At 53.0% G+C, this 20265-nt stretch carries 24 protein-coding genes and 1 tRNA gene; 20 read left to right on the forward strand and 5 right to left on the reverse strand.

Annotated elements, in window-relative coordinates; all coding sequences use genetic code 11:
- From AC0IM9_RS05225 to AC0IM9_RS05240, 4 genes are all read left to right on the forward strand, one after another.
- Nucleotides 1-137, forward strand: a 137-nt coding sequence (locus AC0IM9_RS05225) for a transketolase-like TK C-terminal-containing protein (RefSeq protein WP_482803537.1), incomplete at its 5' end; no start/stop codon positions are given.
- A gap of 75 nt (nucleotides 138-212) precedes the next feature.
- Nucleotides 213-488, forward strand: a complete 276-nt coding sequence (locus AC0IM9_RS05230) for a hypothetical protein (protein ID WP_140910916.1) — start codon at nucleotides 213-215, stop codon at nucleotides 486-488.
- 100 nt (nucleotides 489-588) lie between these two features.
- On the forward strand, nucleotides 589-1956 hold the full coding sequence (locus tag AC0IM9_RS05235) for a hypothetical protein (RefSeq protein ID WP_482803319.1): 1368 nt from the start codon (nucleotides 589-591) through the stop codon (nucleotides 1954-1956).
- 146 nt (nucleotides 1957-2102) lie between these two features.
- Nucleotides 2103-2450: a DUF2782 domain-containing protein gene (locus AC0IM9_RS05240; RefSeq protein WP_278209568.1), complete on the forward strand. Its 348-nt coding sequence runs from the start codon at nucleotides 2103-2105 to the stop codon at nucleotides 2448-2450.
- A 47-nt stretch (nucleotides 2451-2497) separates the two neighbouring features.
- On the opposite strand, the gene AC0IM9_RS05245 is transcribed toward AC0IM9_RS05240, so the two are convergent.
- Entirely contained in the window at nucleotides 2498-2899 is a 402-nt protein-coding gene (locus AC0IM9_RS05245) for a hypothetical protein (protein ID WP_482803320.1), read from the reverse strand.
- A gap of 193 nt (nucleotides 2900-3092) precedes the next feature.
- Between AC0IM9_RS05245 and AC0IM9_RS05250 the strand changes: the two genes are divergently transcribed.
- Together AC0IM9_RS05250 and AC0IM9_RS05255 are read left to right on the forward strand one after the other, a co-directional pair.
- Nucleotides 3093-3374 carry a hypothetical protein gene (locus AC0IM9_RS05250; protein ID WP_140910913.1) on the forward strand — a complete coding sequence of 94 codons (282 nt, stop codon included), beginning with the start codon at nucleotides 3093-3095 and terminating at the stop codon, nucleotides 3372-3374.
- Between the two features lie 9 nt (nucleotides 3375-3383).
- Nucleotides 3384-4115 carry a pteridine reductase gene (locus AC0IM9_RS05255; protein ID WP_482803321.1) on the forward strand — a complete coding sequence of 244 codons (732 nt, stop codon included), beginning with the start codon at nucleotides 3384-3386 and terminating at the stop codon, nucleotides 4113-4115.
- A 43-nt stretch (nucleotides 4116-4158) separates the two neighbouring features.
- Here the strand turns inward: AC0IM9_RS05255 and folK are convergent, their stop codons facing one another.
- Entirely contained in the window at nucleotides 4159-4653 is a 495-nt protein-coding gene (folK, locus tag AC0IM9_RS05260) for a 2-amino-4-hydroxy-6-hydroxymethyldihydropteridine diphosphokinase (protein WP_482803322.1), read from the reverse strand.
- Nucleotides 4654-4656: 3 nt separating this feature from the next.
- Entirely contained in the window at nucleotides 4657-5010 is a 354-nt protein-coding gene (folB, locus tag AC0IM9_RS05265) for a dihydroneopterin aldolase (protein WP_278209564.1), read from the reverse strand.
- Nucleotides 5011-5102: 92 nt separating this feature from the next.
- On the opposite strand from folB, the gene plsY reads away from it, so the two are divergent.
- The gene (gene plsY, locus AC0IM9_RS05270; protein ID WP_482803323.1) at nucleotides 5103-5675 is read left to right on the forward strand and encodes a glycerol-3-phosphate 1-O-acyltransferase PlsY; all 573 of its coding nucleotides are present in this window, start codon (nucleotides 5103-5105) and stop codon (nucleotides 5673-5675) included.
- Here plsY and tsaD read toward each other — a convergent pair whose 3' ends face one another.
- On the reverse strand, nucleotides 5676-6686 hold the full coding sequence (tsaD, locus tag AC0IM9_RS05275) for a tRNA (adenosine(37)-N6)-threonylcarbamoyltransferase complex transferase subunit TsaD (protein ID WP_482803324.1): 1011 nt from the start codon (nucleotides 6684-6686) through the stop codon (nucleotides 5676-5678).
- 104 nt (nucleotides 6687-6790) lie between these two features.
- Here tsaD and rpsU point away from each other — a divergent pair, with 104 nt between their 5' ends.
- The 11 genes from rpsU (at nucleotide 6791) to AC0IM9_RS05330 (ending at nucleotide 17300) form a co-directional block, all read left to right on the forward strand.
- Nucleotides 6791-7024 (forward strand): 30S ribosomal protein S21, encoded by a 234-nt coding sequence (rpsU, locus tag AC0IM9_RS05280; protein ID WP_054760073.1) that lies wholly within the window; start codon nucleotides 6791-6793, stop codon nucleotides 7022-7024.
- Between the two features lie 9 nt (nucleotides 7025-7033).
- Nucleotides 7034-7483, forward strand: coding sequence for a GatB/YqeY domain-containing protein (locus tag AC0IM9_RS05285; RefSeq protein ID WP_140910907.1), 450 nt, complete (start codon nucleotides 7034-7036; stop codon nucleotides 7481-7483).
- Nucleotides 7484-7498: 15 nt separating this feature from the next.
- Nucleotides 7499-9241 (forward strand): DNA primase, encoded by a 1743-nt coding sequence (dnaG, locus tag AC0IM9_RS05290; protein WP_482803325.1) that lies wholly within the window; start codon nucleotides 7499-7501, stop codon nucleotides 9239-9241.
- Nucleotides 9242-9401: 160 nt separating this feature from the next.
- The gene (gene rpoD / locus AC0IM9_RS05295) at nucleotides 9402-11213 is read left to right on the forward strand and encodes an RNA polymerase sigma factor RpoD (protein ID WP_482803326.1); all 1812 of its coding nucleotides are present in this window, start codon (nucleotides 9402-9404) and stop codon (nucleotides 11211-11213) included.
- 34 nt (nucleotides 11214-11247) lie between these two features.
- Nucleotides 11248-11324 (forward strand) — tRNA-Ile (locus tag AC0IM9_RS05300).
- Between the two features lie 67 nt (nucleotides 11325-11391).
- Nucleotides 11392-12552, forward strand: a complete 1161-nt coding sequence (gene metK / locus AC0IM9_RS05305; protein ID WP_140910904.1) for a methionine adenosyltransferase — start codon at nucleotides 11392-11394, stop codon at nucleotides 12550-12552.
- A 21-nt stretch (nucleotides 12553-12573) separates the two neighbouring features.
- A complete protein-coding gene (gene ahcY / locus AC0IM9_RS05310; protein ID WP_140910903.1) occupies nucleotides 12574-13866 on the forward strand; it encodes an adenosylhomocysteinase in 1293 nt (430 codons plus the stop codon).
- Between the two features lie 51 nt (nucleotides 13867-13917).
- Nucleotides 13918-15270, forward strand: a complete 1353-nt coding sequence (locus AC0IM9_RS05315) for an adenosylmethionine--8-amino-7-oxononanoate transaminase (protein WP_482803327.1) — start codon at nucleotides 13918-13920, stop codon at nucleotides 15268-15270.
- Complete coding sequence (locus tag AC0IM9_RS05320) at nucleotides 15270-15998, forward strand: 16S rRNA (uracil(1498)-N(3))-methyltransferase (protein WP_482803328.1); 729 nt, start codon at nucleotides 15270-15272, stop codon at nucleotides 15996-15998. The genes AC0IM9_RS05315 and AC0IM9_RS05320 overlap by 1 nt, the downstream gene beginning before the upstream one ends.
- Nucleotides 15998-16879, forward strand: a complete 882-nt coding sequence (locus tag AC0IM9_RS05325) for a CPBP family intramembrane glutamic endopeptidase (protein ID WP_482803329.1) — start codon at nucleotides 15998-16000, stop codon at nucleotides 16877-16879. Before AC0IM9_RS05320 ends, AC0IM9_RS05325 begins: the two co-directional genes overlap by 1 nt.
- Before the next feature lie 109 nt (nucleotides 16880-16988).
- Nucleotides 16989-17300, forward strand: a complete 312-nt coding sequence (locus AC0IM9_RS05330; RefSeq protein WP_140910900.1) for a hypothetical protein — start codon at nucleotides 16989-16991, stop codon at nucleotides 17298-17300.
- A 96-nt stretch (nucleotides 17301-17396) separates the two neighbouring features.
- On the opposite strand, the gene AC0IM9_RS05335 is transcribed toward AC0IM9_RS05330, so the two are convergent.
- Complete coding sequence (locus AC0IM9_RS05335) at nucleotides 17397-17612, reverse strand: hypothetical protein (protein ID WP_482803330.1); 216 nt, start codon at nucleotides 17610-17612, stop codon at nucleotides 17397-17399.
- 432 nt (nucleotides 17613-18044) lie between these two features.
- On the opposite strand from AC0IM9_RS05335, the gene AC0IM9_RS05340 reads away from it, so the two are divergent.
- On the forward strand, nucleotides 18045-19106 hold the full coding sequence (locus tag AC0IM9_RS05340; protein ID WP_482803331.1) for a lytic transglycosylase domain-containing protein: 1062 nt from the start codon (nucleotides 18045-18047) through the stop codon (nucleotides 19104-19106).
- Nucleotides 19107-19567: 461 nt separating this feature from the next.
- Nucleotides 19568-20260: a phosphate regulon transcriptional regulator PhoB gene (gene phoB / locus AC0IM9_RS05345; RefSeq protein WP_140910923.1), complete on the forward strand. Its 693-nt coding sequence runs from the start codon at nucleotides 19568-19570 to the stop codon at nucleotides 20258-20260.
- Nucleotides 20261-20265 lie beyond the last annotated feature (5 nt).

The following is a 20265-nucleotide window of genomic DNA, read 5'->3' on the forward strand; positions in this document are numbered from 1 at the left end:
GGTGGAAATATGCCGGCAGCCAAGGCCGCGTGGTGGGCATGGACCGTTTCGGCGAATCGGCCCCGGCCGGCCAGCTCTTCAAAGAGTTCGGCTTCACCGTGGACAATGTCGTCGCTAACGTCGAAGCAGTGCTTTAAACTACTAGGTCGTATGCCCCCCCTTGCCGGCTTGCCGGCAAGGGGATATTTGAATAGTAAGGTAAGGTGGAGAATATGAAAGACACTAAACTAGCCGCTGTCGCTTTTGTTGTATCGCTGCTCGCCGCGCCGTCCGTAGGGGCTGTTGATTACCCGGCGGCGGATTTTCAGCCGAAAGTTGTTTATCGCGATTCTTCTGTTGCTGAAGTGGCGCCTGCTGCGGCCAACTCTGCCGCCGCCGCGAGTAGCGCGGCTCCATGCGTTAACCAGACACAGCAATCCGAGGTCGATCCGAAATTTCCGGCTGCCAATTTTCAGCCCAAGATCGTCTACAGCGGCACGGGATCGTAGCGTTAATAACGGTTTTATGGCACTCTGTTAGTAGTGGTCCGCCGCAGTTGGTGTGTAGGTCGCAACATATAAAAATTATTACATTCAGGAGTATTCTCAAATGACAACAAGCAGTTTGATGAATAGCTTATTCGGCTTTTTATTCGACAAACCTACTGACGACGGTAGCTGGCTGGATGCTGATTCAAGCGTCGGCGATGCGCAACTGACCGGTGTTGCCCGTTATTTGCAAAAACTCGAACCGCCAAAGCCGGAAGTGGACGAAAATGGTGAGCCATTGACAGGAGTGGCCAAGTATTTGGCAATGCAACGGCAAGCTGAACAGGCAGCGCAGTCGGTCGTCGAGGCAACTGAGATCGAGGCGGTCGTTGAAGAGGTTGAAGAAATCGAAGAAGTGGCCGCGGAAATCGAGATTGAACCCGTGGCTGTCGCTGTACCAACTGGCGTCGAGAAGTATCTTAGCCAGCAGGCCGACAATCCGGTGACTCGGGTTACCAAGTACTTGATCAAAGAATCGATTCAAGCCAAGTCCGCGCCTGTTACCGGCGTATCCAAATATGTCACCAAGCATGATCGCGAAGAGCCAGGGGTGACGGGGGTTGCCAAGTATGTGATCCGCCAGAATATGGCGCAGCAACCGGCAGTGACCGGAGTTGCCAAGTATGTGCTCAAAAAAGACCTTGCGGCTAAAGATGCGCCATCGGCAACTTCAGTGAGCAAGTATCTGGCTAAGCAAACCTTGGTAAACAAGGATGCGCCGATTGTCACTGGGGTTGAAAAATACTTGATGCGCCAGGAACGTCTGTTGAAAGAACAGGAGCCGGTAACCGGCGTGGCCAAGTTTCTGGCCGAGCAGGCGCTGGCAGCGAAAAAGGCTGCGGCAGCCGCGCTGGTGGCCCGTTACGTTGAGGCCGAAGCGAAATTACAAGCCGAGAAGGCCGAGGCTCTGATGAACCAATCGCAACAAGAAGAGTTGATTGCCGACCGTGAAGTGATTATCGAGGGCTCGGCCGTCGATCGCTATCTGGCGCGGCAGGCCGCGGCCCAGGAGAGTGCGCCTAAGCCGACCGGAGTGGCGAAATATTTGGCGAAACAAGTGCAGTTGCAAAGCCAGGCAGAGCCTCTTACCGGAGTAGCGCGTTACTTGGTAAAACAAGCAATTGCGGCCAAACAAATGCCCACACCTACCGGGGTGGCTAAATATGTCGCTAAACAACGCCTGACGGTCAATCCGGTGCAACCGCTCAGTTCGGTAGCCAAATACGTGGCAAAACATCACGCGGAGGAAAAAGCGGCCGGTGAGGTCACGGGGGTTGCCAAATACATGGCCAAGCAAGACGTCAGGCAGGTGGAATCTGTCGGTCTTTCCGGCGTAGCCAAATACGTGGCGAAACAAGCGTTGAGCGATAGTGACACCGGCTTTGCCCGGACTACCGGCGTCGAAAAATATTTGCGCAAGCAAGCCTAAGTCTTGCGAGACGGCAAACCGGCATCTCCAGTGAGTTGCCGGTTTTTTTGTGCCCACGGTCTTTTCGGTCGGTAGCAGGCGGTTGCCGATACAGCAGGCGAAAACTGTATTATTATGGCCTACCGTAATTAGCCTCAGAGATTCCGATGCGCCTTTTAATTCGCTGCGTACCGTTTGTTTTCGCTCCCTTCGTCGCAGCGTGGGGGGCGCCGGATGAGCCGGCGCCGGTGCCCGAGCCGCCCGATTTGCCGGCGCCGGTGCAATCGGGCGAGGAAATGGAGCCGGACATCACCATTATTCGCAAAGGTAAAGATACGATTCAGGAGTTCCGGCGTAACGGTAAGTTGTACATGGTTAAGATTCAGCCCCAGGTCGGGCCGCCTTACTATATGCTCGATACCAACGGCGACGGTGAAATGGATGTGAAGAAGAACGACTTGGACGATAACACCAACATCAATAAATGGACCTTGTTCGAGTGGGATTGGCCTTGATGATCCCGGCGCCCTTCACCAGATAGTCAGTTGGGCGCCGAGTGTTGTTAATCCGAAACTTTGAGTAGCCAGCCTTCTTCGGCGCTGCATTTTTCGAATTTCGCTTTCAAACTGACCGATACCCGGACGGTGGTATTTTTGATGTCAGCGGGCAATTTGCCTTTCACCAGATAAAACGTATCTTTATCTTCCACCGTTATCGGAACGGCTTGTTGCTTAATGCTAACGTGGATGTGGCCGGGGCCGTTGCTACCCGACGCGGCAAACGAAAATTCTGAGCCCGGCGCGACGCTGGACAGGTGTTCCGGTTTGATGCGGCTGACTTTGGCTCGAATACAGCCTGACTCGCTGGCGTTGCCGCCATGGCCTATGTGGCCGGTCGATTGGCTCAAGCTCGGTTGGCTGAAACCGAGAGCCAATATTGCTATCAGAATTTTTGAAATTTGCATGGTTCCCCCTTGATTTGATAGTAATTATTGCCAAGCGCCCTCGATTATAGGCTTCGGGATGGTAACTTAGAAGTGGAAGGAGTCATTGGCTGGCCCGGCGACGAGATTGATGTTTCTATGCAAATTGATTACATTGAAATTTGCTGTTTACGATCGGTTTTCATAACAATAAAACGATGAGGATGGAGGGGGCATGTATTTTTTAGCGAAGCTGTTCGGAATCTTAACCTTGGTTTGGTTTTACCTGACGGCAAAAAACCAGAATGCGCCGTTGCTTAACTGGTCGATCATTGGCTTGGTGGGGTATTGGTTGACTTGGTGGCTGGCCAAATTTTTCGTGCTGGAGCCCCTGTCTAAATTGGTTGCCAAACATTCGGTGATGGAAATGGTCTTGACCCAAGTGCCGGTAGCTTGTGCCGTAGTGGCGTGCATCTTGATTCGTAAGAGGTTAATAGCCAGTATTTCGGCAAATTAGAACGCTTGGATGCCTAACGTAGTGCTTGTCACCGGCGCGGCCCGGCGCATCGGCGCAGCTTGCGCCCGTATGTTGCATGCTGCGGGGTATAACGTAGTTTTACACTTTAAAAGTTCGGAGTCCGACGCGATAGCGCTGTGCGAGGCATTAAATAATCTGCGTTACGCTTCGGCGGTATCGGTCAAAGCCGATTTGCAGAGTGTAACTGACGTCGAACGGTTGGCAACGGTGGCTGCGTCAACCTGGGGCGGGCTGGATGCGTTGGTGAACAGCGCTTCGGTGTTTTACCCGCAACCGGTAGGTAAGGTGGTCGAACAGGATTGGGAGCAAGTCTTTGCCGCTAACCTGAAAGCGCCATTCTTTTTGTCGCAGGCGTTGTTGCCTACGCTCAGAGCAAGGCGAGGCTGTATCGTGAATATCGCCGATATTCACGCCGAAACCGGCTTGCCTGGTTTTCCTGTCTATAGTATTGCCAAAGCCGGGTTGTTGGCGATGACGCGTTGTCTGGCCAAAGATGTGGCGCCTGAAGTCAGGGTCAATGCGGTTTCGCCTGGAGCTATTTTGTGGCCGGAACACGGTGGCAGTGAAGCAGAGCGTGCGGCGATCTTGAGTAAAATTGCGTTGGGCCGCCAGGGAGAGGCTGACGACATAGCCAAGGCGGTTAAGTTTTTGATTCAAGACGCCGGGTATATTACCGGTCAAACCATCAACGTTGACGGTGGGCGGAGTTTATACCGTTAGCCGGAATCAGTCCGGCTGCAGGCTTTTGATCTATGGGCCGGTTTCAAGCCTGAGAATTCACTGTCAATTTTTTTTGTTTGACGTCTTTTTTATCGAATTGGTGCCATAGCTCGGCATAGCTTTTTTTGGTATTGGGATGGGTCAAGTTAGGTGCGATTTCGGCCAGCGGTTCCAATACGAACGCATATTTTTCGATTTCATCCCTTGGTATTTGCAGGCGACCGTCGTTGATGATTTCATCGCCGTACAGGATCAAGTCCAAGTCCAGCGTTCTGGCGGAAAACTTTTGGCTGTCCCTGCTGCGGCCGTGGTCAAGTTCCACCTGCCTAAGTAATTTGGCGACGCTTTTGGCCGGCAGATCGGACTGAAACCCAATCACAAGGTTGTAAAAGCTGTCGCCGACGAAGCCGACCGGTTCGCTTTCGTAGATACTGGATACCGTTAGTTCGCCGAATAAGTCGCGCAGTGCGTTTAGGCTCGACGGAATATGGGTTTCCTTGTCGATGTTACTGCCGATGCTGATGTATCCGGTGGGCATGGGCTATTTTTGGCCGCGTTCGATGATAATGCCGACATCTCGAGCTCGACTGATGGCGCCTTTTTTGTTCAAGGTGATTTTTACCCAAGGAATTTGGAATTCGCCCAGCAGAATATTGGCTATTTCTTCGATCAGGGTTTCCACCAGGTAGAATTCGCTGCGTTCCACGAATTCCACTACCCGATCAGAGACGGTTTTATAGTCGAGGGCGTGGGCGATATCGTCGCTGGCTGCCGCTTTGCGGATGTCGAAGCCCATTTCGATGTCCAAGATAACTTTTTGCTTGATTTTCCGTTCCCACTCGTAAATTCCTATCACGGTGTCTATTTCGAGGCCGCCTAAAAAGATGATGTCCATCGTTGCTTTCCGGTTATTATATTTCGTAACAAAATCGCCGCAGTATCGAGGAAATGGCTGCGCTGTACAAGTATTGATATGAGGTTGTTTGAATGATGGAGTGGTTGTTGGTGCCGTTGGCCTATTTGGCCGGTTCGGTGTCGAGTGCGATTATTGTCTGTAAAATGATGGGCTTGGCCGATCCGCGAGAAAACGGTTCCGGCAATCCCGGGGCTACCAATGTGATGCGCATCGGCGGAAAAAAAGCTGCGGCGATTACGCTGGTCGGCGATGCGCTAAAAGGTTTGTTGCCGGTGTTGGTTGCCAAAGCATTGGCGGTCGATAGCTTGGTATTGTCCGCGGTGGTGTTTGCCGCTTTCATCGGTCATTTGTATCCGGTATTTTTTCAATTTAAAGGCGGCAAGGGTGTCGCGACTTCGTTGGGCGTGACGTTGGGAGTGGCTTGGCTGCTGGGTGTGGCTGTCGCCGGAACTTGGTTTATCGTCTATAAATTGGGCAAAATCTCGTCGTTATCTGCACTGGTGGCCGCGACGTTGGCTCCGATCTACACCTGGCTGATCGTCGGTGATGTGTATTTGACGGCCACGTTTACTTTTATATCCCTGATTTTGCTTTGGCGCCACAAGAGCAACATCCAGCGGCTTTTGGTTGGTCAGGAGTCCTGATCACAACTGCGGCAGCTGTTCCATCGGCCAGCGCGGCCGGGCAAAGATTTCCAAGTTTTGCGTTTGTCCGGCCATCAAGCGTTGGGCGCCGGCATAAGCGATCATAGCGCCGTTGTCGGTGCAGAAGTCCGGGCGCGGGAAATAGATCCGGGTATTCGCGCTGTCGGCCATAGCTGAAAGTTGGTGGCGAATTTCGCGGTTGGCGCTGACGCCGCCGGCAACAACCAGGGTTTTCAGGCCGGTGATTTGAAGTGCGCGCCGGCATTTGATGGTCAAAGTTTCGGCAACGGCCTGCTGAAAGGCAAAAGCGATGTCGGCTTTGTCTTGCGGCGATTGGTCGGTTTCGTGCAATGCGTTTAGGGTAAAGGTCTTTAGGCCGCTGAAGCTGAAATCCAGGCCTGGGCGATCGGTCATTGGGCGTGGAAATTTGAAGCGGGGCAGGCCTTGTTCGGCTAGTTTTGCTAATCTGGGGCCGCCGGGGTAGTCGAGCCCCAGCATCTTGGCGGTTTTGTCGAAGGCTTCGCCGGCGGCGTCGTCCAGCGACTCGCCCAACAAGCGGTAATGACCGATGCCGGTAACTTCGATCAGCATTGTGTGGCCGCCGGATATAAGCAGGGCGACAAACGGGAATGCTGGCGGATTGTCCTCCAGCATGGGCGCCAACAAATGGCCTTCCATGTGGTGGACGGCGATGGCCGGTACCTGCCAGGTCCAAGCCAAACTTCTGGCTGTGGCGGCGCCGACTAGTAGCGAACCCATTAAGCCGGGGCCGGCCGTGTAAGCGATGCCGCCGATATCCGTGGCTTGCAGTGAGGCGTCGGCCAGTACGGCTCTGATCAACGGTACTAGTTTGCGAATATGGTCGCGCGAAGCCAGTTCCGGTACTACGCCGCCGTACTCGGCATGGGTGGCAACTTGGCTGAACAGGGTATGGGCAATCAAGCCTCGATTGGCGTGGTAAACCGCGACCGCCGTTTCGTCGCAAGAGGTTTCTAGGCCGAGAACAAACATTAGTTTTTGGAATAAAAGATATTTATGAGTATAATCGGCCGTTTTCGGTGGGCAAGGTTCGCCGATTGCTTGAAAAGATACTAACACAATTCGGATTATTGCTAATGCCATCAGTTAAAGTTAAAGAAAACGAACATTTCGACATCGCGATTCGCCGCTTTAAACGTGCCTGCGAGAAGGCTGGCGTCTTGGCGGAAGTGCGCCGCCGTGAGTTTTACGAAAAACCGACTACCGAGCGTAAGCGCAAGGGTGCGGCGGCGGTAAAGCGCCACCTGAAAAAATTGGCTCGCGAACGCTATGCGCTGAAAAATTTGCGCCGCGGTCGTCCGCAGGTTTAAGGCTGTTAGATGGATGTGTTGAAGGAACGTATCAAGGAAGATATGAAGGCCGCGATGAAAAGCGGCGACAAGGCTCGGCTCGGTGTGATTCGTATGATCTTGGCTGCGATTAAGCAAGTTGAGGTTGATGAAAGGATCGAGTTGAGCGACGATCGAATCATTTCAGTACTCGACAAAATGCTCAAGCAGCGCCGGGAATCGATCAAACAGTTCCGTGATGCGGAACGCCATGATCTAGCCGATATTGAGGAGGCTGAAGTGCTGGTAATACAGGACTTTCTGCCGCAGCAGTTTACCGATGCCGAAATAGATGCCATGGTTGTCGAGGCGGTCACTCAGGTTGGTGCAACTTCGGTGAAAGAGATGGGCAGCGTCATGGCTTTGTTGAAGCCGAAAATGCAAGGCAAGGCCGATATGGCGGTCGTTAGTGCTCGAATCAAGGCGCGTTTTATAGCCTAATGTCCTGTCGGTAATATGTCCGGCAGAATACCTCGCCAGTTTATCGATGATCTGTTGGTGCGGGTCGATATTGTTGATTTAATCGACTCGCGCGTCCCCTTAAAAAAGTCAGGTGCCAATTACGTTGCGCGCTGCCCTTTTCATACCGAGAAAACTCCTAGTTTTTCCGTAAATCGCGCGAGACAGATTTATCACTGCTTCGGTTGTGGTGCTAGCGGTAATGCCATCGGATTTTTGATGGAGTTCAATCATTTGGGCTTCGTTGAGGCGGTCGAGGATTTAGCGAATTTTGCCGGAGTGGATGTGCCGCGGGAGGCGGGCGGCGGTTTTAGTCTGCCGGTGTCTGATAAGCAGGGGTTGGTAAGGCTCTACGATGTATTGGCGGACGTTGCCAGGTTTTACGTCGAGCAATTGCGGTCCAGTCCGGAGGGGCGGCGGGCTCAAGAATATTTGAATAAGCGCGGTGTCGGCGGCGAAATAGCAGAGGAATTTCTGCTTGGTTATGCGCCGGACCGTTGGGATGGGGTGCTGACACGATTCAGTCGCGCTGAGTTGAGCGAAGCTGGGTTGCTGGTAGCCAGAGATGATGGAAAGATCTACGACCGGTTTCGCGGGCGGTTGATGTTTCCGATTCGTGACAAACGTAAGCGTGTTATTGGATTTGGGGCTCGAGTCCTGGATGATTCTCTGCCCAAATATCTGAATTCGCCGGAAACTCCGGTTTTTTCCAAAGGTAAAGAGCTTTACGGGTTATGCGAGCTATTGCAGCGCAATTCCAAGCCGACTCGGATTTTGGTGGTCGAGGGATATATGGATGTTATCGCTTTGGCTCAATTCGGCATCGCTTATGCCGTGGCTGCGCTCGGAACGGCGACGTCAAAGAGTCAGATCGATTTGCTGTTTCGCTTCACCTCCGAATTGGTGTTTTGCTTCGATGGCGACAATGCCGGGAGGCAAGCGGCGTGGAAGGCGGTAGATGCGTCTTTGCCCTGTTTGCGCGACGGCCGGCAGATCAAAATCATGTTGTTGCCGCAAGGGCAAGACCCCGATTCTTTGTTGCGGTCGGACGGAGTAGAAAGTTTTTTGGAACGAATCGGCTCTGCGCAGGTCTTGTCCGATTACTTTTTTGCAAATATTGGGTCGGGTGCCGATAGGGCGACTGTTGAAGGTAGGGCGCAGGTGTTGGCTGCCGCCAAGCCGGCGCTGGATAAAGTCCCTTCTGGTTTTTTTCGGGAAATGATGTTTGCACGGTTGCAGGCTTTGGTGGCGGTGCCCGGAGTCATCGACCTTGGCGAAAAGCGGTCTACACTTAAGGGTGGGCGTGGCGATGCGCCAGCGGTCAAGGACTCGGTCAGGTTATCGCTTCCGCGTAAAGTTATCGCACTGTTGGTGCAGCATCCTGGGCTCGCTATTTTGCTCGAACGGCAGGGTGTCGAGCTTGAAGAGTTGGATTTTTCTGGTATCGCCGTGCTCAAGGATGTGTTGCGGGTTATTGCACTTGAAAAGCCGGAAAACAGCGCCATCTTGTTGGAAGCTTTCCGCGGGTCGGCTCAGGAAAAGACGGTAAAGGCGTTGGCGGCGCTGGAGTTGGGGGTGCCGGCTGGGGGCGAAGAGGCTGAATTCAGTGGGGCGTTACAGCAGCTTTGCCGGCAAACCAGGGAGCAAATGCTGAATCGCCTGATAGACAAGGAGGGTCGTGAAGGTCTGGCGCCTGATGAGAGAGAGTTGCTGAGAGAATTGTTGAAAGAAAAGCTTTAGGGAACTGAGCTGATGTGATGTTTTAAAGGGCAACAGCGCGGGTCTCTTGTTTTGACGGTGGCCGGTGCGAACAATGGCTTTTAGGTGACCGGGTCGGGGTTTATCGTTATAATTTCCTGTTCTGCGGCGCTTGGTGCTGAAAACGTATTGTGAGTAAAGAATGAATCAAGAACAACAGCAATCCCAATTAAAACAACTGATAGCGAAAGGCAAGGCGCAGGGTTATTTGACTTATGCCGAGGTTAACGACCACCTGCCTAGCGATATTATCGATCCCGAGCAAATCGACGATATTATCGGGATGATCAACGACATGGGGATTCAGGTTTATGAGGTTGCGCCCGACGACGACGATTCCCTGATTACCTCCGATGCGGTTGTGACCGCTGACGACGACGAAGAGGTTGCGGAAGTCGCGGCTTTGGCTTCGGTCGACAGCGAGTTCGGTCGAACCACTGATCCGGTGCGGCTCTACATGCGCGAAATGGGGTCTGTAGAGTTATTAACCCGTGAAGAAGAATTAAAAATTGCCAAGCGTATCGAAGAAGGGCAGCGGCAGGTTGTCGGGGCGATTGCTCGTTCCGGTTTTATCGTCGAATCGTTTATCGAGGCTTTCGATTCGGTGAAAGACGACGACTCCGGTGTTCGCCTCAACGATTTGGTGATGGGCTTTGTCGACTTGACCGAAGTTGAAGATATCGACGTCAGCGGCATTGAAATGGAAGCGCCGGCCGAAGAGACAGAAGAAGAGTCTAAAACTATCGACTACGAAGAAGTGAAACTGAAGGTCGATGCGCTACGTAAGGCGTTGAAAGCGGCGTTCGCGTCAGTGAAAAAGCATGGATACGGACACGATAAGTCCGAAAAAGCGTTTGATGCCATGGATGAGATATTCTGCGAGTTCAAGTGGACTCCGCAATACCTGAAAAAAATGGTATCCGTTTCCGAAGAGTTGATGGCCGCTATTCGTGAAGAAGAGCGAGTCATTTTGGATATTTGCGTCAAGAAAGCGAAGCTGCCGCGCAAAGACTTTATCAATGCGTTTTCAGCAAATGAGACTAATCTCGAATGGTTGAATCAGTTTGTCAACAGCCACGCTGCATACGCCGGAACGCTTGCCGAGAATGCAGAGGCGATTAAGGCAGCTCAACAAAGATTGGCGGAACTTGAGACGCGTTACGGGTTGAGCATTGCGGTTCTGAAAAGTATTTGCCGGAACATTTCGTTGGGCGAAGCCAAGGCTCGGCGAGCCAAAAAAGAAATGATCGAAGCCAACTTGCGTTTGGTGATTTCGATAGCGAAGAAATATACGAACCGCGGATTGCAGTTTCTGGATTTGATTCAAGAAGGCAACATCGGTTTGATGAAGGCTGTCGACAAATTCGAGTACCGGCGCGGTTACAAATTTTCGACCTATGCTACGTGGTGGATACGTCAGGCTATAACCCGGTCGATAGCGGATCAGGCTCGCACCATTCGGATTCCGGTGCACATGATTGAGACTATCAATAAGCTGAATCGGGTGTCGCGGCAAATTCTGCAGGAACTTGGCCGGGAGGCAACGCCGGAAGAGTTGGCCGAACGAATGGAAATGCCTGAAGACAAGATTCGCAAAGTGCTGAAAATTGCTAAAGAGCCAATATCGATGGAGACACCGATTGGCGACGACGAAGATTCGCATCTTGGCGATTTTATTGAAGATTCGAAGATGCTATCCCCTGTCGAATCTGCTACAATCGCCGGCCTTCGCGAATCGACGCAGAACGTTTTGGCGGGCTTGACCGCCCGGGAAGCCAAGGTTCTGCGGATGCGTTTTGGCATCAACATGAACACCGACCACACGCTGGAAGAGGTTGGCAAGCAGTTTGACGTTACCCGGGAACGGATTCGCCAGATTGAGGCCAAGGCTTTACGTAAGTTGCGGCATCCGTCGCGCTCCGAACAATTGAGATGTTTTCTCGACGGTGAGTAAGGCGTTGTAGCGTCGTAGATACACCGACAATTTCGGGCCCTTAGCTCAGTTGGTCAGAGCTTCCGACTCATAATCGGCAGGTCGTAGGTTCAAGTCCTACAGGGCCCACCATGATACCAGGCCGTTTAAGCGGCCTTTTTTTATACGCGCAAGTTTTCTTTTGACGAGGGTGTTAACCGTGAATAAAAACTACCTTTTTACCTCAGAATCCGTATCGGAAGGCCATCCGGATAAAGTAGCGGACCAGATTTCCGACGCCGTGGTCGATGCTTTGTTGGCTCAGGACCCTCGTTCGCGGGTGGCTTGCGAAACTTTGGTTAAAACCGGCATGGTCGTATTGGCCGGTGAAATTACCACCAACGCCTGGGTCGATACTGAAGAGTTGGTTAGAAAGGTAGTTTGCGAAATCGGTTACGATTCCGGTGATATCGGTTTCGATGGCAATAGCTGCGCGGTGTTAAACGCAATTGGCAAACAATCTGCTGACATCGCCATGGGCGTGGATGAATCCGAAAACCACGAACAAGGCGCCGGCGACCAAGGCCTAATGTTTGGTTATGCCAGTAACGAAACCGACGTGCTGATGCCAGCACCGATTACCTATGCTCACCGCTTAGTTGAGCGGCAAGCGCAGATTCGTAAAAATAAAACCCTGCCGTGGTTGCGCCCGGATGCTAAAAGCCAGGTGACTTTCCGTTACGAAAACAACAAGCCGGTAGCGATTGATGCAGTGGTATTGTCTACTCAGCACTCGCCGGAAATCGGCGGCAAACAGCTCGAAGAAGCGGTGATGGATGAAATCATCCTGCCGACGCTGCCGAAAGAATGGCTGCATAAAGACACCAAGTATTTCATCAATCCAACCGGCCAGTTCATCATCGGCGGTCCGGTCGGTGACTGCGGATTGACCGGTCGTAAAATTATCGTCGACACCTACGGCGGTATGGCTCGTCACGGCGGTGGTGCCTTCTCCGGTAAAGATCCATCCAAAGTCGACCGTTCGGCGGCCTATATGGGACGCTATGTGGCCAAGAACATCGTGGCCGCCGGCCTGGCCGAACGTTGCGAGATCCAGGTGTCTTACGCCATCGGCGTTGCCGAGCCGACCTCGATCAGCATCGAAACTTTCGGTACCGGCAAAATCGACGAAGAACGTTTGGTCAAAATCGTCCGCGAACACTTCGATTTACGTCCGAAAGGCTTGATCGCTCAACTCGGCTTGTTGAAACCGATTTACCGCCCGACCGCGGCCTACGGCCACTTTGGCCGCAACGAAGCGACCTTCAGCTGGGAAAAAACCGACAAAGCCGAGGCTTTGAAAGACGCGGCTGGCATCTAAATTCAGGATCAGGAAACTCAAATGACTCAAACCGATTACAAAGTAGCGGACATGGCTCTGGCCGATTGGGGCCGTAAGGAAATCAAAATCGCTGAAACCGAAATGCCAGGTTTGATGGCCTTGCGCGCCGAATACGGTGCTCAGCAGCCGTTAAAAGGCGCCCGCATTGCCGGCTGCTTGCACATGACGATTCAAACCGCGGTGTTGATCGAGACCTTGACTGCCCTGGGTGCCGAAGTGCGCTGGTCGTCTTGCAACATCTTCTCTACTCAAGACCATGCCGCAGCGGCGATTGCCGCAGCCGGTATCCCGGTATTTGCTTGGAAAGGCGAGACCGAAGCCGAAGCCGAATGGTGCATCGAACAAACCATTCTGGGCCCTAACGGTTGGCGTCCGAACATGATTTTGGACGACGGCGGCGACCTGACCAACATGATGCACGACAAGTTTCCGGAGCTGATGGCAGACGTCAAAGGCCTGTCGGAAGAAACCACCACCGGCGTATTGCGTTTGACCGAAAGGGTTGCCAAAGGCAGTTTGAAAGTACCGGCGTTCAACGTCAACGACTCTGTAACCAAATCCAAATTCGACAACCTGTATGGTTGCCGCGAATCCTTGGTTGATGGCATCAAGCGTGCCACTGACGTGATGGTCGCTGGCAAAATTGCCATCGTCTGTGGTTATGGGGACGTGGGTAAAGGCTGTGCGCAATCACTGCGCGGCTTGGGTGCTACCGTTTGGATTACCGAAATCGACCCGATTTGCGCGTTACAGGCGGCGATGGAAGGCTATCGCGTGGTAACGATGGACGAAGCCGCTTCACAAGGTAACATTTTCGTCACCGCGACCGGTAACGTCCATGTCATCACCCATGACCACATGAAAGCGATGCGCGATCAGGCCATCGTCTGCAATATCGGTCATTTCGATTCCGAAATCGATATCGCTTCGTTGCGCCATTACACCTGGGAAAACATCAAACCGCAGGTCGACCACGTGATTTTCCCGGACGGTAAGCGAATCATTGTGTTGGCCGAAGGCCGCTTGGTAAATCTGGGTTGCGCAACCGGCCACCCGAGCTTCGTAATGTCCAACTCGTTCTGCAATCAGGTATTGGCACAGATCGAACTGTGGACCAACGCGTCGGCTTACGAAAACAAAGTCTACATTCTGCCGAAAAAACTCGACGAAAAAGTGGCGCGCTCGCATTTGGCGCAAATCGGCGTGAAATTGACCCAGTTGTCGCCGGAGCAGGCCGCTTATATCAACGTGCCGGTCGAAGGTCCGTACAAACCGGAACATTACCGTTACTAAACGGGCATTAATCCGCTATAAAGGGGCGCAAGCCCCTTTTTTGTGTCAGCCATGAACAATAAAACCATTGTCGAACGCGATCTCGCCGTGCTCTGGCACCCGTGTAGCCAGATGAAGGATCACGAGCGCAATATGCCGATGATTCCGATCAAGTCCGGTCAGGGGGTCTGGCTGGAAGATTTCGACGGTAAGCGCTATTTGGACGCCATCAGTTCTTGGTGGGTGAATCTGTTCGGTCACAGCAATCCCAGCATCAACCAGGCGCTCAAGACTCAACTCGACACGCTGGAACACGTCATCCTGGGTGGTTTTACCCATCAAGCGGCGCTGGACTTGGCGGAAAAGCTGGTGGAAATAACTCCGCCGGGCCTGGATAAATGCTTCTATGCCGATAACGGCTCGTCGGCAATCGAAATTGCGCTGAAGATGAGCTTTCATTATTGGCGTAATCTCGGTCAAAGTGGAAAAACCAAATTCATCACGCTGGAAAACAGTTACCACGGCGAAACCCTGGGGGCTTTGGCGGTTGGGAATGTCGCGTTGTACAAGGAGACTTACGGGCCGCTGTTGATGGAGGTCATCACGGTTCCCGGGCCGGACTGTTACTACCGTGAGCCCGACGAAAGTTGGGAGGCCTACTCGATTCGGCGGTTCGCCGACATGGATCGGACGCTAGCCGAGCACGCGGATCAGGCTTGCGCTGTCATCGTCGAACCGCTGGTACAGTGTGCCGGCAATATGCGCATGTACCATCCCTTCTATTTAAAAATGTTGCGCGAGGCTTGCGATAAATACGGCGTGCACTTGATTGCCGATGAGGTCGCGGTCGGCTTCGGGCGGACCGGCACCCTGTTCGCTTGCGAGCAGGCCGGCATCAGCCCCGATTTCATCTGTCTTTCCAAAGGTTTGACCGGCGGCTACTTGCCGTTGTCGGCGGTCTTGACCGGCAATTCGATTTATCAGGCGTTTTACGACGATTATCAAAATTTGACCGCATTTCTGCATTCCCATAGTTACACCGGTAATGCTTTGGGCTGCCGAGCGGCGCTGGCGACCATCGACATATTCCAAACTGAGGACGTTTTGGGCAGAAACCGTAATTTGGCGGCGGTGATGGCAAACGCACTGGATCGTTTTCGCGATCACCCTAACGTCGGCGAAGTCCGGCAAACCGGCATGATTGCCGCGATCGAATTGGTAAAAGACAAACAGAGCCGAGAAGCGTATCCATGGCAGCAGCGGCGCGGATTGCGGGTTTACCGCCATGCGCTGGCGCAAGGGGTATTGTTAAGGCCGCTCGGCAACGTGATTTATTTCATGCCGCCTTACGTGATAACCGAACAGGAGATAGAGCTGATGGTGGATACGGCCTGGCAAGGCATTCAATTGGCGGTGCAAGACTGATGCGGGTATCGCGCTTATACGTTGACCTGGCGCTGAACGTTGGTCGACATATTGAGTTGAACGATGCGGCCGGACATTACCTGCGCACGGTGCTGCGATTGAAACAGGATCAGGAGATCGTGCTGTTCAACGGCCGTGGTGGCGAATACCGCTGCCGGCTCGAGGAAGTGAGCCGGAAGCGGGTAAGCGTGGCCGTCGAACAATTTATCGACCGTTCAGTCGAGTCGCCGCTGGCGATCAATCTGGGGTTGGGTATTTCGCGCGGCGACAGGATGGATTGGGCCGTGCAAAAAGCGGTCGAATTGGGTGTGGCCAGTTTGACGCCGTTGATTAGCGAGCGCTGCGTGATCAAGTTCGACGACGACAAGAAGCAACAACGGCAACAGCATTGGCAAAGCATCATTCAACATGCTGCCGAGCAATCGGGGCGGACGCGTTTGCCGGAATTAGATCCTCCGCTCGCATTAGCTGATTGGGTCGACGGTCAATGCGGGCTCAAGTTGTTTTTGGATCCTTATGCCAAGCAAGTGTTCTCCGAACTTAATCCGGGGGGCCAGGGCGTGACTTTAATGTCCGGGCCGGAAGGCGGATTTAGCGAGCAGGAACGCGAGTACGCCAAAGCGGCCGGCTTCATCCCGGTTAGAATGGGTGGCAGAATTTTGCGCACCGAAACCGCGGTGCTGGCCGCGTTGGCCGCCGTGCAAACCTTATGGGGTGATTTTCGTTGATGCGCGGGTTGGCTTCCGCTCTGGCGCCTTTGCTGTTGTTGGTAATGCTGGCGATGCTGGCCAGCGTGCTGGGTTACGCTGTGCTGAAGCTGGCCGGAGACGTTTTGTCCCTGGCCAAGGTTGTCAGCAAAATTACGCTGGTATTGCTGCTGCTCAGCGTATTTCCGTTAAAAAAGTATCTGCAACTCAGTTGGACGGATTTGGGATTCGCGCCGTTGCCCCATTTTCTCAAGCAAGTCGGCAACGGTTTTGCATTGAGTTTGGTCACTTTGCTACCGGTCTTGCTGATTTTGTACCTGCTGCAAGTGCATGTCTGGGACGATAGCCGGATTTGGGCTTGGGAAGCGTTTGCTGGTAAAGCTTTGCTGGCATTGCTATTGGCGATGTTGATCGCCGTCGGCGAAGAATTGTTGTTTCGCGGTTTGCTGTTGAGCGGCCTGCGCCGGCAAATGCCGTTGTATGCGGCTATGTTTGCCAGTTCGCTGTACTATGCCGCGTTGCATTTCTTGAAAAGTTCGACGCCAATCGCTTATGCCGATATCACACCATTTAGCGGCTTGCCGTTGCTTGCCGAGGCATTTGCCAATTGGTTCAATCCGGCAATCGTTAGTGCCTTTATTGCTTTATTCGCGGTCGGACTATTCCTCGCCGTACTAAGAAGTCGTGAGGGGCAAGGATTGGGGTGGTCGATTGGCTGTCATGCCGGGTGGGTCTGGCAGATCAAACTCAGTCGGGATTTGTGCAACGTCAATTTGCAGGCTGATTCGGTTTATCTGGTCAACACCTATTACGACGGTGTGATTGGCCCACTGGTGGCTGTCTGGCTGACGTCGGTATTGATTGGTTACGGGTTGTATGTCAGCTACATGAGGTCACGCTAAGCCAAGCGGCGGCGGGAGGGTGGATTGAAAAAACCGTTGCAACAGTTCGCACTGTTTTGCAATATTCCGTTTAATTTTTGTTTTTACTGCGTAACAAGAGGACATGATCATGCGCAATAACAACTATCTGCTGGTTTCCCTTATCATGCCCGTTTCGGCGTTGCTACTCGGCGGTTGCGCCAGCGAGCCGGCGCCGAAAGCGTCCGCCGAAAAGATCTTGTCTGGCGAACAAATGCTACGCGACAGCCAGGGCATCGCTCAATTGGGCAGTCGTTGGCAGGAAGGCAAGCAAATGGTCGAGCGCGGGCAGGCCATGCAGCGCGAGGGTCAGATCAAAATCGACGAAGGGCGGAATTTGATTGAAGAAGGCCAGAAAATCATGCGCGAGAGCGAAGAAGGCTACAAAAATCTGAAGCAGTGATCTTGGCTAAAAAACCGGCCCGAAGCCTTGACGGTTGGGCCGGTTTTTTAATGCCGATTGTAGCCGGATGAATGCAGTGGAGAGTATGCCGTCGGATTAAACTGGAGAACAGGTTCTTGGTTTCGGTTTGCGGGCGAGGCGTATGACGGTTTTGGCTTTCGGTTGTTTGGTCGCATGGATTTCAATCGCTTCCGAAACAATATTACTGCACAGCGCGCACAGAGACGTATCCGGCAAAAACTGCAATTCGTCGGCCGTGATGTCGTCACCGCAACGCGAGCAAAAGGTTAGCGGCTTTGAAATCGGTTTCATAATATCCCTCCTGGTGGTCTGACGGGTGAGGATAAACTCAATCCAAGCTACCTTTTGTCGATATGTCGTCACTTCTAAAGATGCACTGTTTGGGTACTGTGAAAAGGTCGAAAGTTCCGGCCTCGAGTCTGCTTAAGCGCGTACAAGTGTTTGTTTTGACTGCTCCCCGAACGTCGGTCCGGCCGCTGTATGATAGCGCTGCGAACGCCAAGTGCATATGATCTTCTAGCGTGAGTGATTGCTGCCAAACCCGTTTTGTCGCATTTGCGAAAAAATGCGGCCTATTTTCGAATTTAATCTTCACCTCGATTCGAAATGAGCGCTATTATTTATTGAAAGTATTCGAAGAATGCTGGTCAATAACCTTGACGACAGTGCTCTGAGCTCTCAGCGTTAAATCGGAATCCAAAAGCAAAAATGAATCGACTTTTCTTGCGCATATCATTACTGACGGTTGCGGCAATTCTACTGAATGCTTGCGGCGGCGCACCGGTCAAGCGCGATAAAATTGCCACTGCCCGTCCCAATTACGTACCGCAGCGCCAGGCTTACCAAGCGCCGCCTCAGAGCTACCGGCCTGCCAGCTATTCTGGGGTTTTTCTGAAGCCGGCGTCGTTGGAGCCGGCCGTGGAATTCTGGCGTAAAACCTATGCAGTCTGGCAGCGTTCCGAAGTCGCTTTCCACGACGACCGCTATTTGGACGTGATTTATGAAGTCATGTCCTTGCCCGGTTACGTTGCGGAAGGTCTGACCGTCGAACAAAAAGATCTGATCAGTCAGCGGCGTGATTACTGGAAGGCGCAATTAGCGGGATTGGAAAGCAAATTGCGCTACGGCGCGGCTTTGACCCCCGGGGATAGGCTGTTGATTGCGAAACTGGAAGCCAACGGGCGTTCTTTGTCCAGTGTGCTGGCTGGTGCAGATGCTCGGGTGCGTTCGCAGCGCGGGACGCGTGAGCGGTTTAAGCGCGGGTTGGAAATTAGCGGGCGTTACGATTTGCAGTTCAGAAAAGTGTTCCGCGATGCCGGTTTGCCTGAAGACTTGGCCTATCTGCCGCACGTCGAATCCTCATTTCAACCGGGCGCCAAGTCCTCGGCCGGTGCGGTCGGCATGTGGCAGTTCACCAAAGCAGCCGCTAAAACCTTTATGCCCGGCGGTGGTGTAGTCGATCAACGTTTCGATCCTTTCGCGTCGGCAAACGGTGCCGCGCGATATTTGAGTTATGCGTATGGAAAACTGGGCGACTGGCCGGCTGCGGTTACCTCCTACAATCACGGTATCGGTGGTATGAAACGGGCACAAAATCAGGTTGGCAGGGATTTCGCTCAAATCGTGGAAACTTACGATGGACCGGCATTCGGTTTTGCGTCCCGGAACTATTACGCGCAGTTTCTGGCTGCACGCGAAATTGCCTCGAATCCGGAACCGTATTTTCCGGAGGGCGTGCGCTACGAAACACCGCTGGCTCCGGGGCAATATTTGGCTGAAGAGTAGTCTTCCCCCTGCTTACCGCCGAAAGCCTCAAGTGGCGACGGCGTTTATGCAGAGCCTAGTCTAGGGTAATGGGCTTTGCTTGCTAGTTGGTTCCAGACAGAGCTCCAGCGACACTATTAGCCAAACGGTTTTTAAGTTGTCGCCGCTTAACCTCACCTCCAATAGCTGGTCGGGAGTAACTTAATGAGTAACCTGGCCCGGAGTTTCAGGCGGTGTTTGGTGGAAAAGGCTCAATTTTTCTCCCAGCGTCAGATGCTCGGTTCGAACTCAGCTCTGCGGCTAAGTCGATGGTGTGCTCAATAGCAGCATGCGCCCGCGGAAAGTTGGCGGAACTCCATTCAAGCTATTGGCTGTGGCTTTGTCGGTTCAGGCACGCTTGGTGCCGAGTTTTTTGTCATAAAAAGGTAATATAGCGCTGCTAAATTCCGCATATTCTCGGAATCATTACACTTAAGATGACTATGTCGAATTTGAACGTCCTGGTTGTGGAAGACGAAGACGCCATTAGGGAAATGCTGGTGATGGTGTTGGAGCAAGCGTCGTTTAAAGTGTTGGCGGTAGCCAGTGCGGAGCAGGCGCGGGAAAGTCTGGCGGATAATATGGTGGATTTGATTGTGCTGGATTGGATGTTGCCCGGAATCAGCGGCGTTGAAATGGCCAGACGCCTGAAAAGCGAACCTGGCTATAAGGATCTGCCAATCATTTTGCTGACGGCGCGCGGCGAGGAAGAGGATAAGATCCGCGGCCTGGAGATCGGCGCCGACGACTACATCACCAAACCCTTTTCGCCCCGGGAATTGATTGCCCGGATTAAGGCCGTAATGCGGCGTAGCGGCAAACTCTCCGAATCGGGTCAATTGAGCATAGGCGACTTGACGCTGGATGCCGAGCAGCACAAGCTGACGATAGACGGTCGAAGCCTGGAAGTCAGCCCGACGGAGTTCAGACTGATGCAGTTTTTTATGACCAATCCAGACAAAGTCTACAGCCGTACCCATCTACTGGACCAAGTTTGGGGGCGTAGCGTTTACATCGAAGAACGCACGGTGGATGTGCATATCCGCCGCCTGCGCAAAATTCTGGCGGAATACGGCCGCGAAGAACTGATACAAACGGTACGCGGCTTCGGTTACCGGTTTTCCTTAGCGAATTAATCTTA

The sequence above is a fragment of the Methylomonas sp. Uni0011 genome, from assembly GCF_056850255.1.

Bases quoted from the DNA above. Each gene is read 5' to 3' on its own strand.
- folB (WP_278209564.1), bottom strand. From the start codon at position 5,010: ATGGACATCATCTTTTTAGGCGGCCTCGAAATAGACACCGTGATAGGA.
- folK (WP_482803322.1), bottom strand. From the start codon at position 4,653: ATGCCCACCGGATACATCAGCATCGGCAGTAACATCGACAAGGAAACC.
- AC0IM9_RS05325 (WP_482803329.1), top strand. From the start codon at position 15,998: ATGCGCGGGTTGGCTTCCGCTCTGGCGCCTTTGCTGTTGTTGGTAATG.
- AC0IM9_RS05255 (WP_482803321.1), top strand. From the start codon at position 3,384: ATGCCTAACGTAGTGCTTGTCACCGGCGCGGCCCGGCGCATCGGCGCA.
- ahcY (WP_140910903.1), top strand. From the start codon at position 12,574: ATGACTCAAACCGATTACAAAGTAGCGGACATGGCTCTGGCCGATTGG.
- rpoD (WP_482803326.1), top strand. From the start codon at position 9,402: ATGAATCAAGAACAACAGCAATCCCAATTAAAACAACTGATAGCGAAA.
- plsY (WP_482803323.1), top strand. From the start codon at position 5,103: ATGATGGAGTGGTTGTTGGTGCCGTTGGCCTATTTGGCCGGTTCGGTG.
- AC0IM9_RS05245 (WP_482803320.1), bottom strand. From the start codon at position 2,899: ATGCAAATTTCAAAAATTCTGATAGCAATATTGGCTCTCGGTTTCAGC.
- tsaD (WP_482803324.1), bottom strand. From the start codon at position 6,686: ATGTTTGTTCTCGGCCTAGAAACCTCTTGCGACGAAACGGCGGTCGCG.
- AC0IM9_RS05315 (WP_482803327.1), top strand. From the start codon at position 13,918: ATGAACAATAAAACCATTGTCGAACGCGATCTCGCCGTGCTCTGGCAC.
- AC0IM9_RS05285 (WP_140910907.1), top strand. From the start codon at position 7,034: ATGGATGTGTTGAAGGAACGTATCAAGGAAGATATGAAGGCCGCGATG.
- AC0IM9_RS05235 (WP_482803319.1), top strand. From the start codon at position 589: ATGACAACAAGCAGTTTGATGAATAGCTTATTCGGCTTTTTATTCGAC.
- AC0IM9_RS05320 (WP_482803328.1), top strand. From the start codon at position 15,270: ATGCGGGTATCGCGCTTATACGTTGACCTGGCGCTGAACGTTGGTCGA.
- AC0IM9_RS05240 (WP_278209568.1), top strand. From the start codon at position 2,103: ATGCGCCTTTTAATTCGCTGCGTACCGTTTGTTTTCGCTCCCTTCGTC.
- phoB (WP_140910923.1), top strand. From the start codon at position 19,568: ATGTCGAATTTGAACGTCCTGGTTGTGGAAGACGAAGACGCCATTAGG.
- AC0IM9_RS05250 (WP_140910913.1), top strand. From the start codon at position 3,093: ATGTATTTTTTAGCGAAGCTGTTCGGAATCTTAACCTTGGTTTGGTTT.
- AC0IM9_RS05335 (WP_482803330.1), bottom strand. From the start codon at position 17,612: ATGAAACCGATTTCAAAGCCGCTAACCTTTTGCTCGCGTTGCGGTGAC.
- rpsU (WP_054760073.1), top strand. From the start codon at position 6,791: ATGCCATCAGTTAAAGTTAAAGAAAACGAACATTTCGACATCGCGATT.
- dnaG (WP_482803325.1), top strand. From the start codon at position 7,499: ATGTCCGGCAGAATACCTCGCCAGTTTATCGATGATCTGTTGGTGCGG.
- AC0IM9_RS05230 (WP_140910916.1), top strand. From the start codon at position 213: ATGAAAGACACTAAACTAGCCGCTGTCGCTTTTGTTGTATCGCTGCTC.
- AC0IM9_RS05330 (WP_140910900.1), top strand. From the start codon at position 16,989: ATGCGCAATAACAACTATCTGCTGGTTTCCCTTATCATGCCCGTTTCG.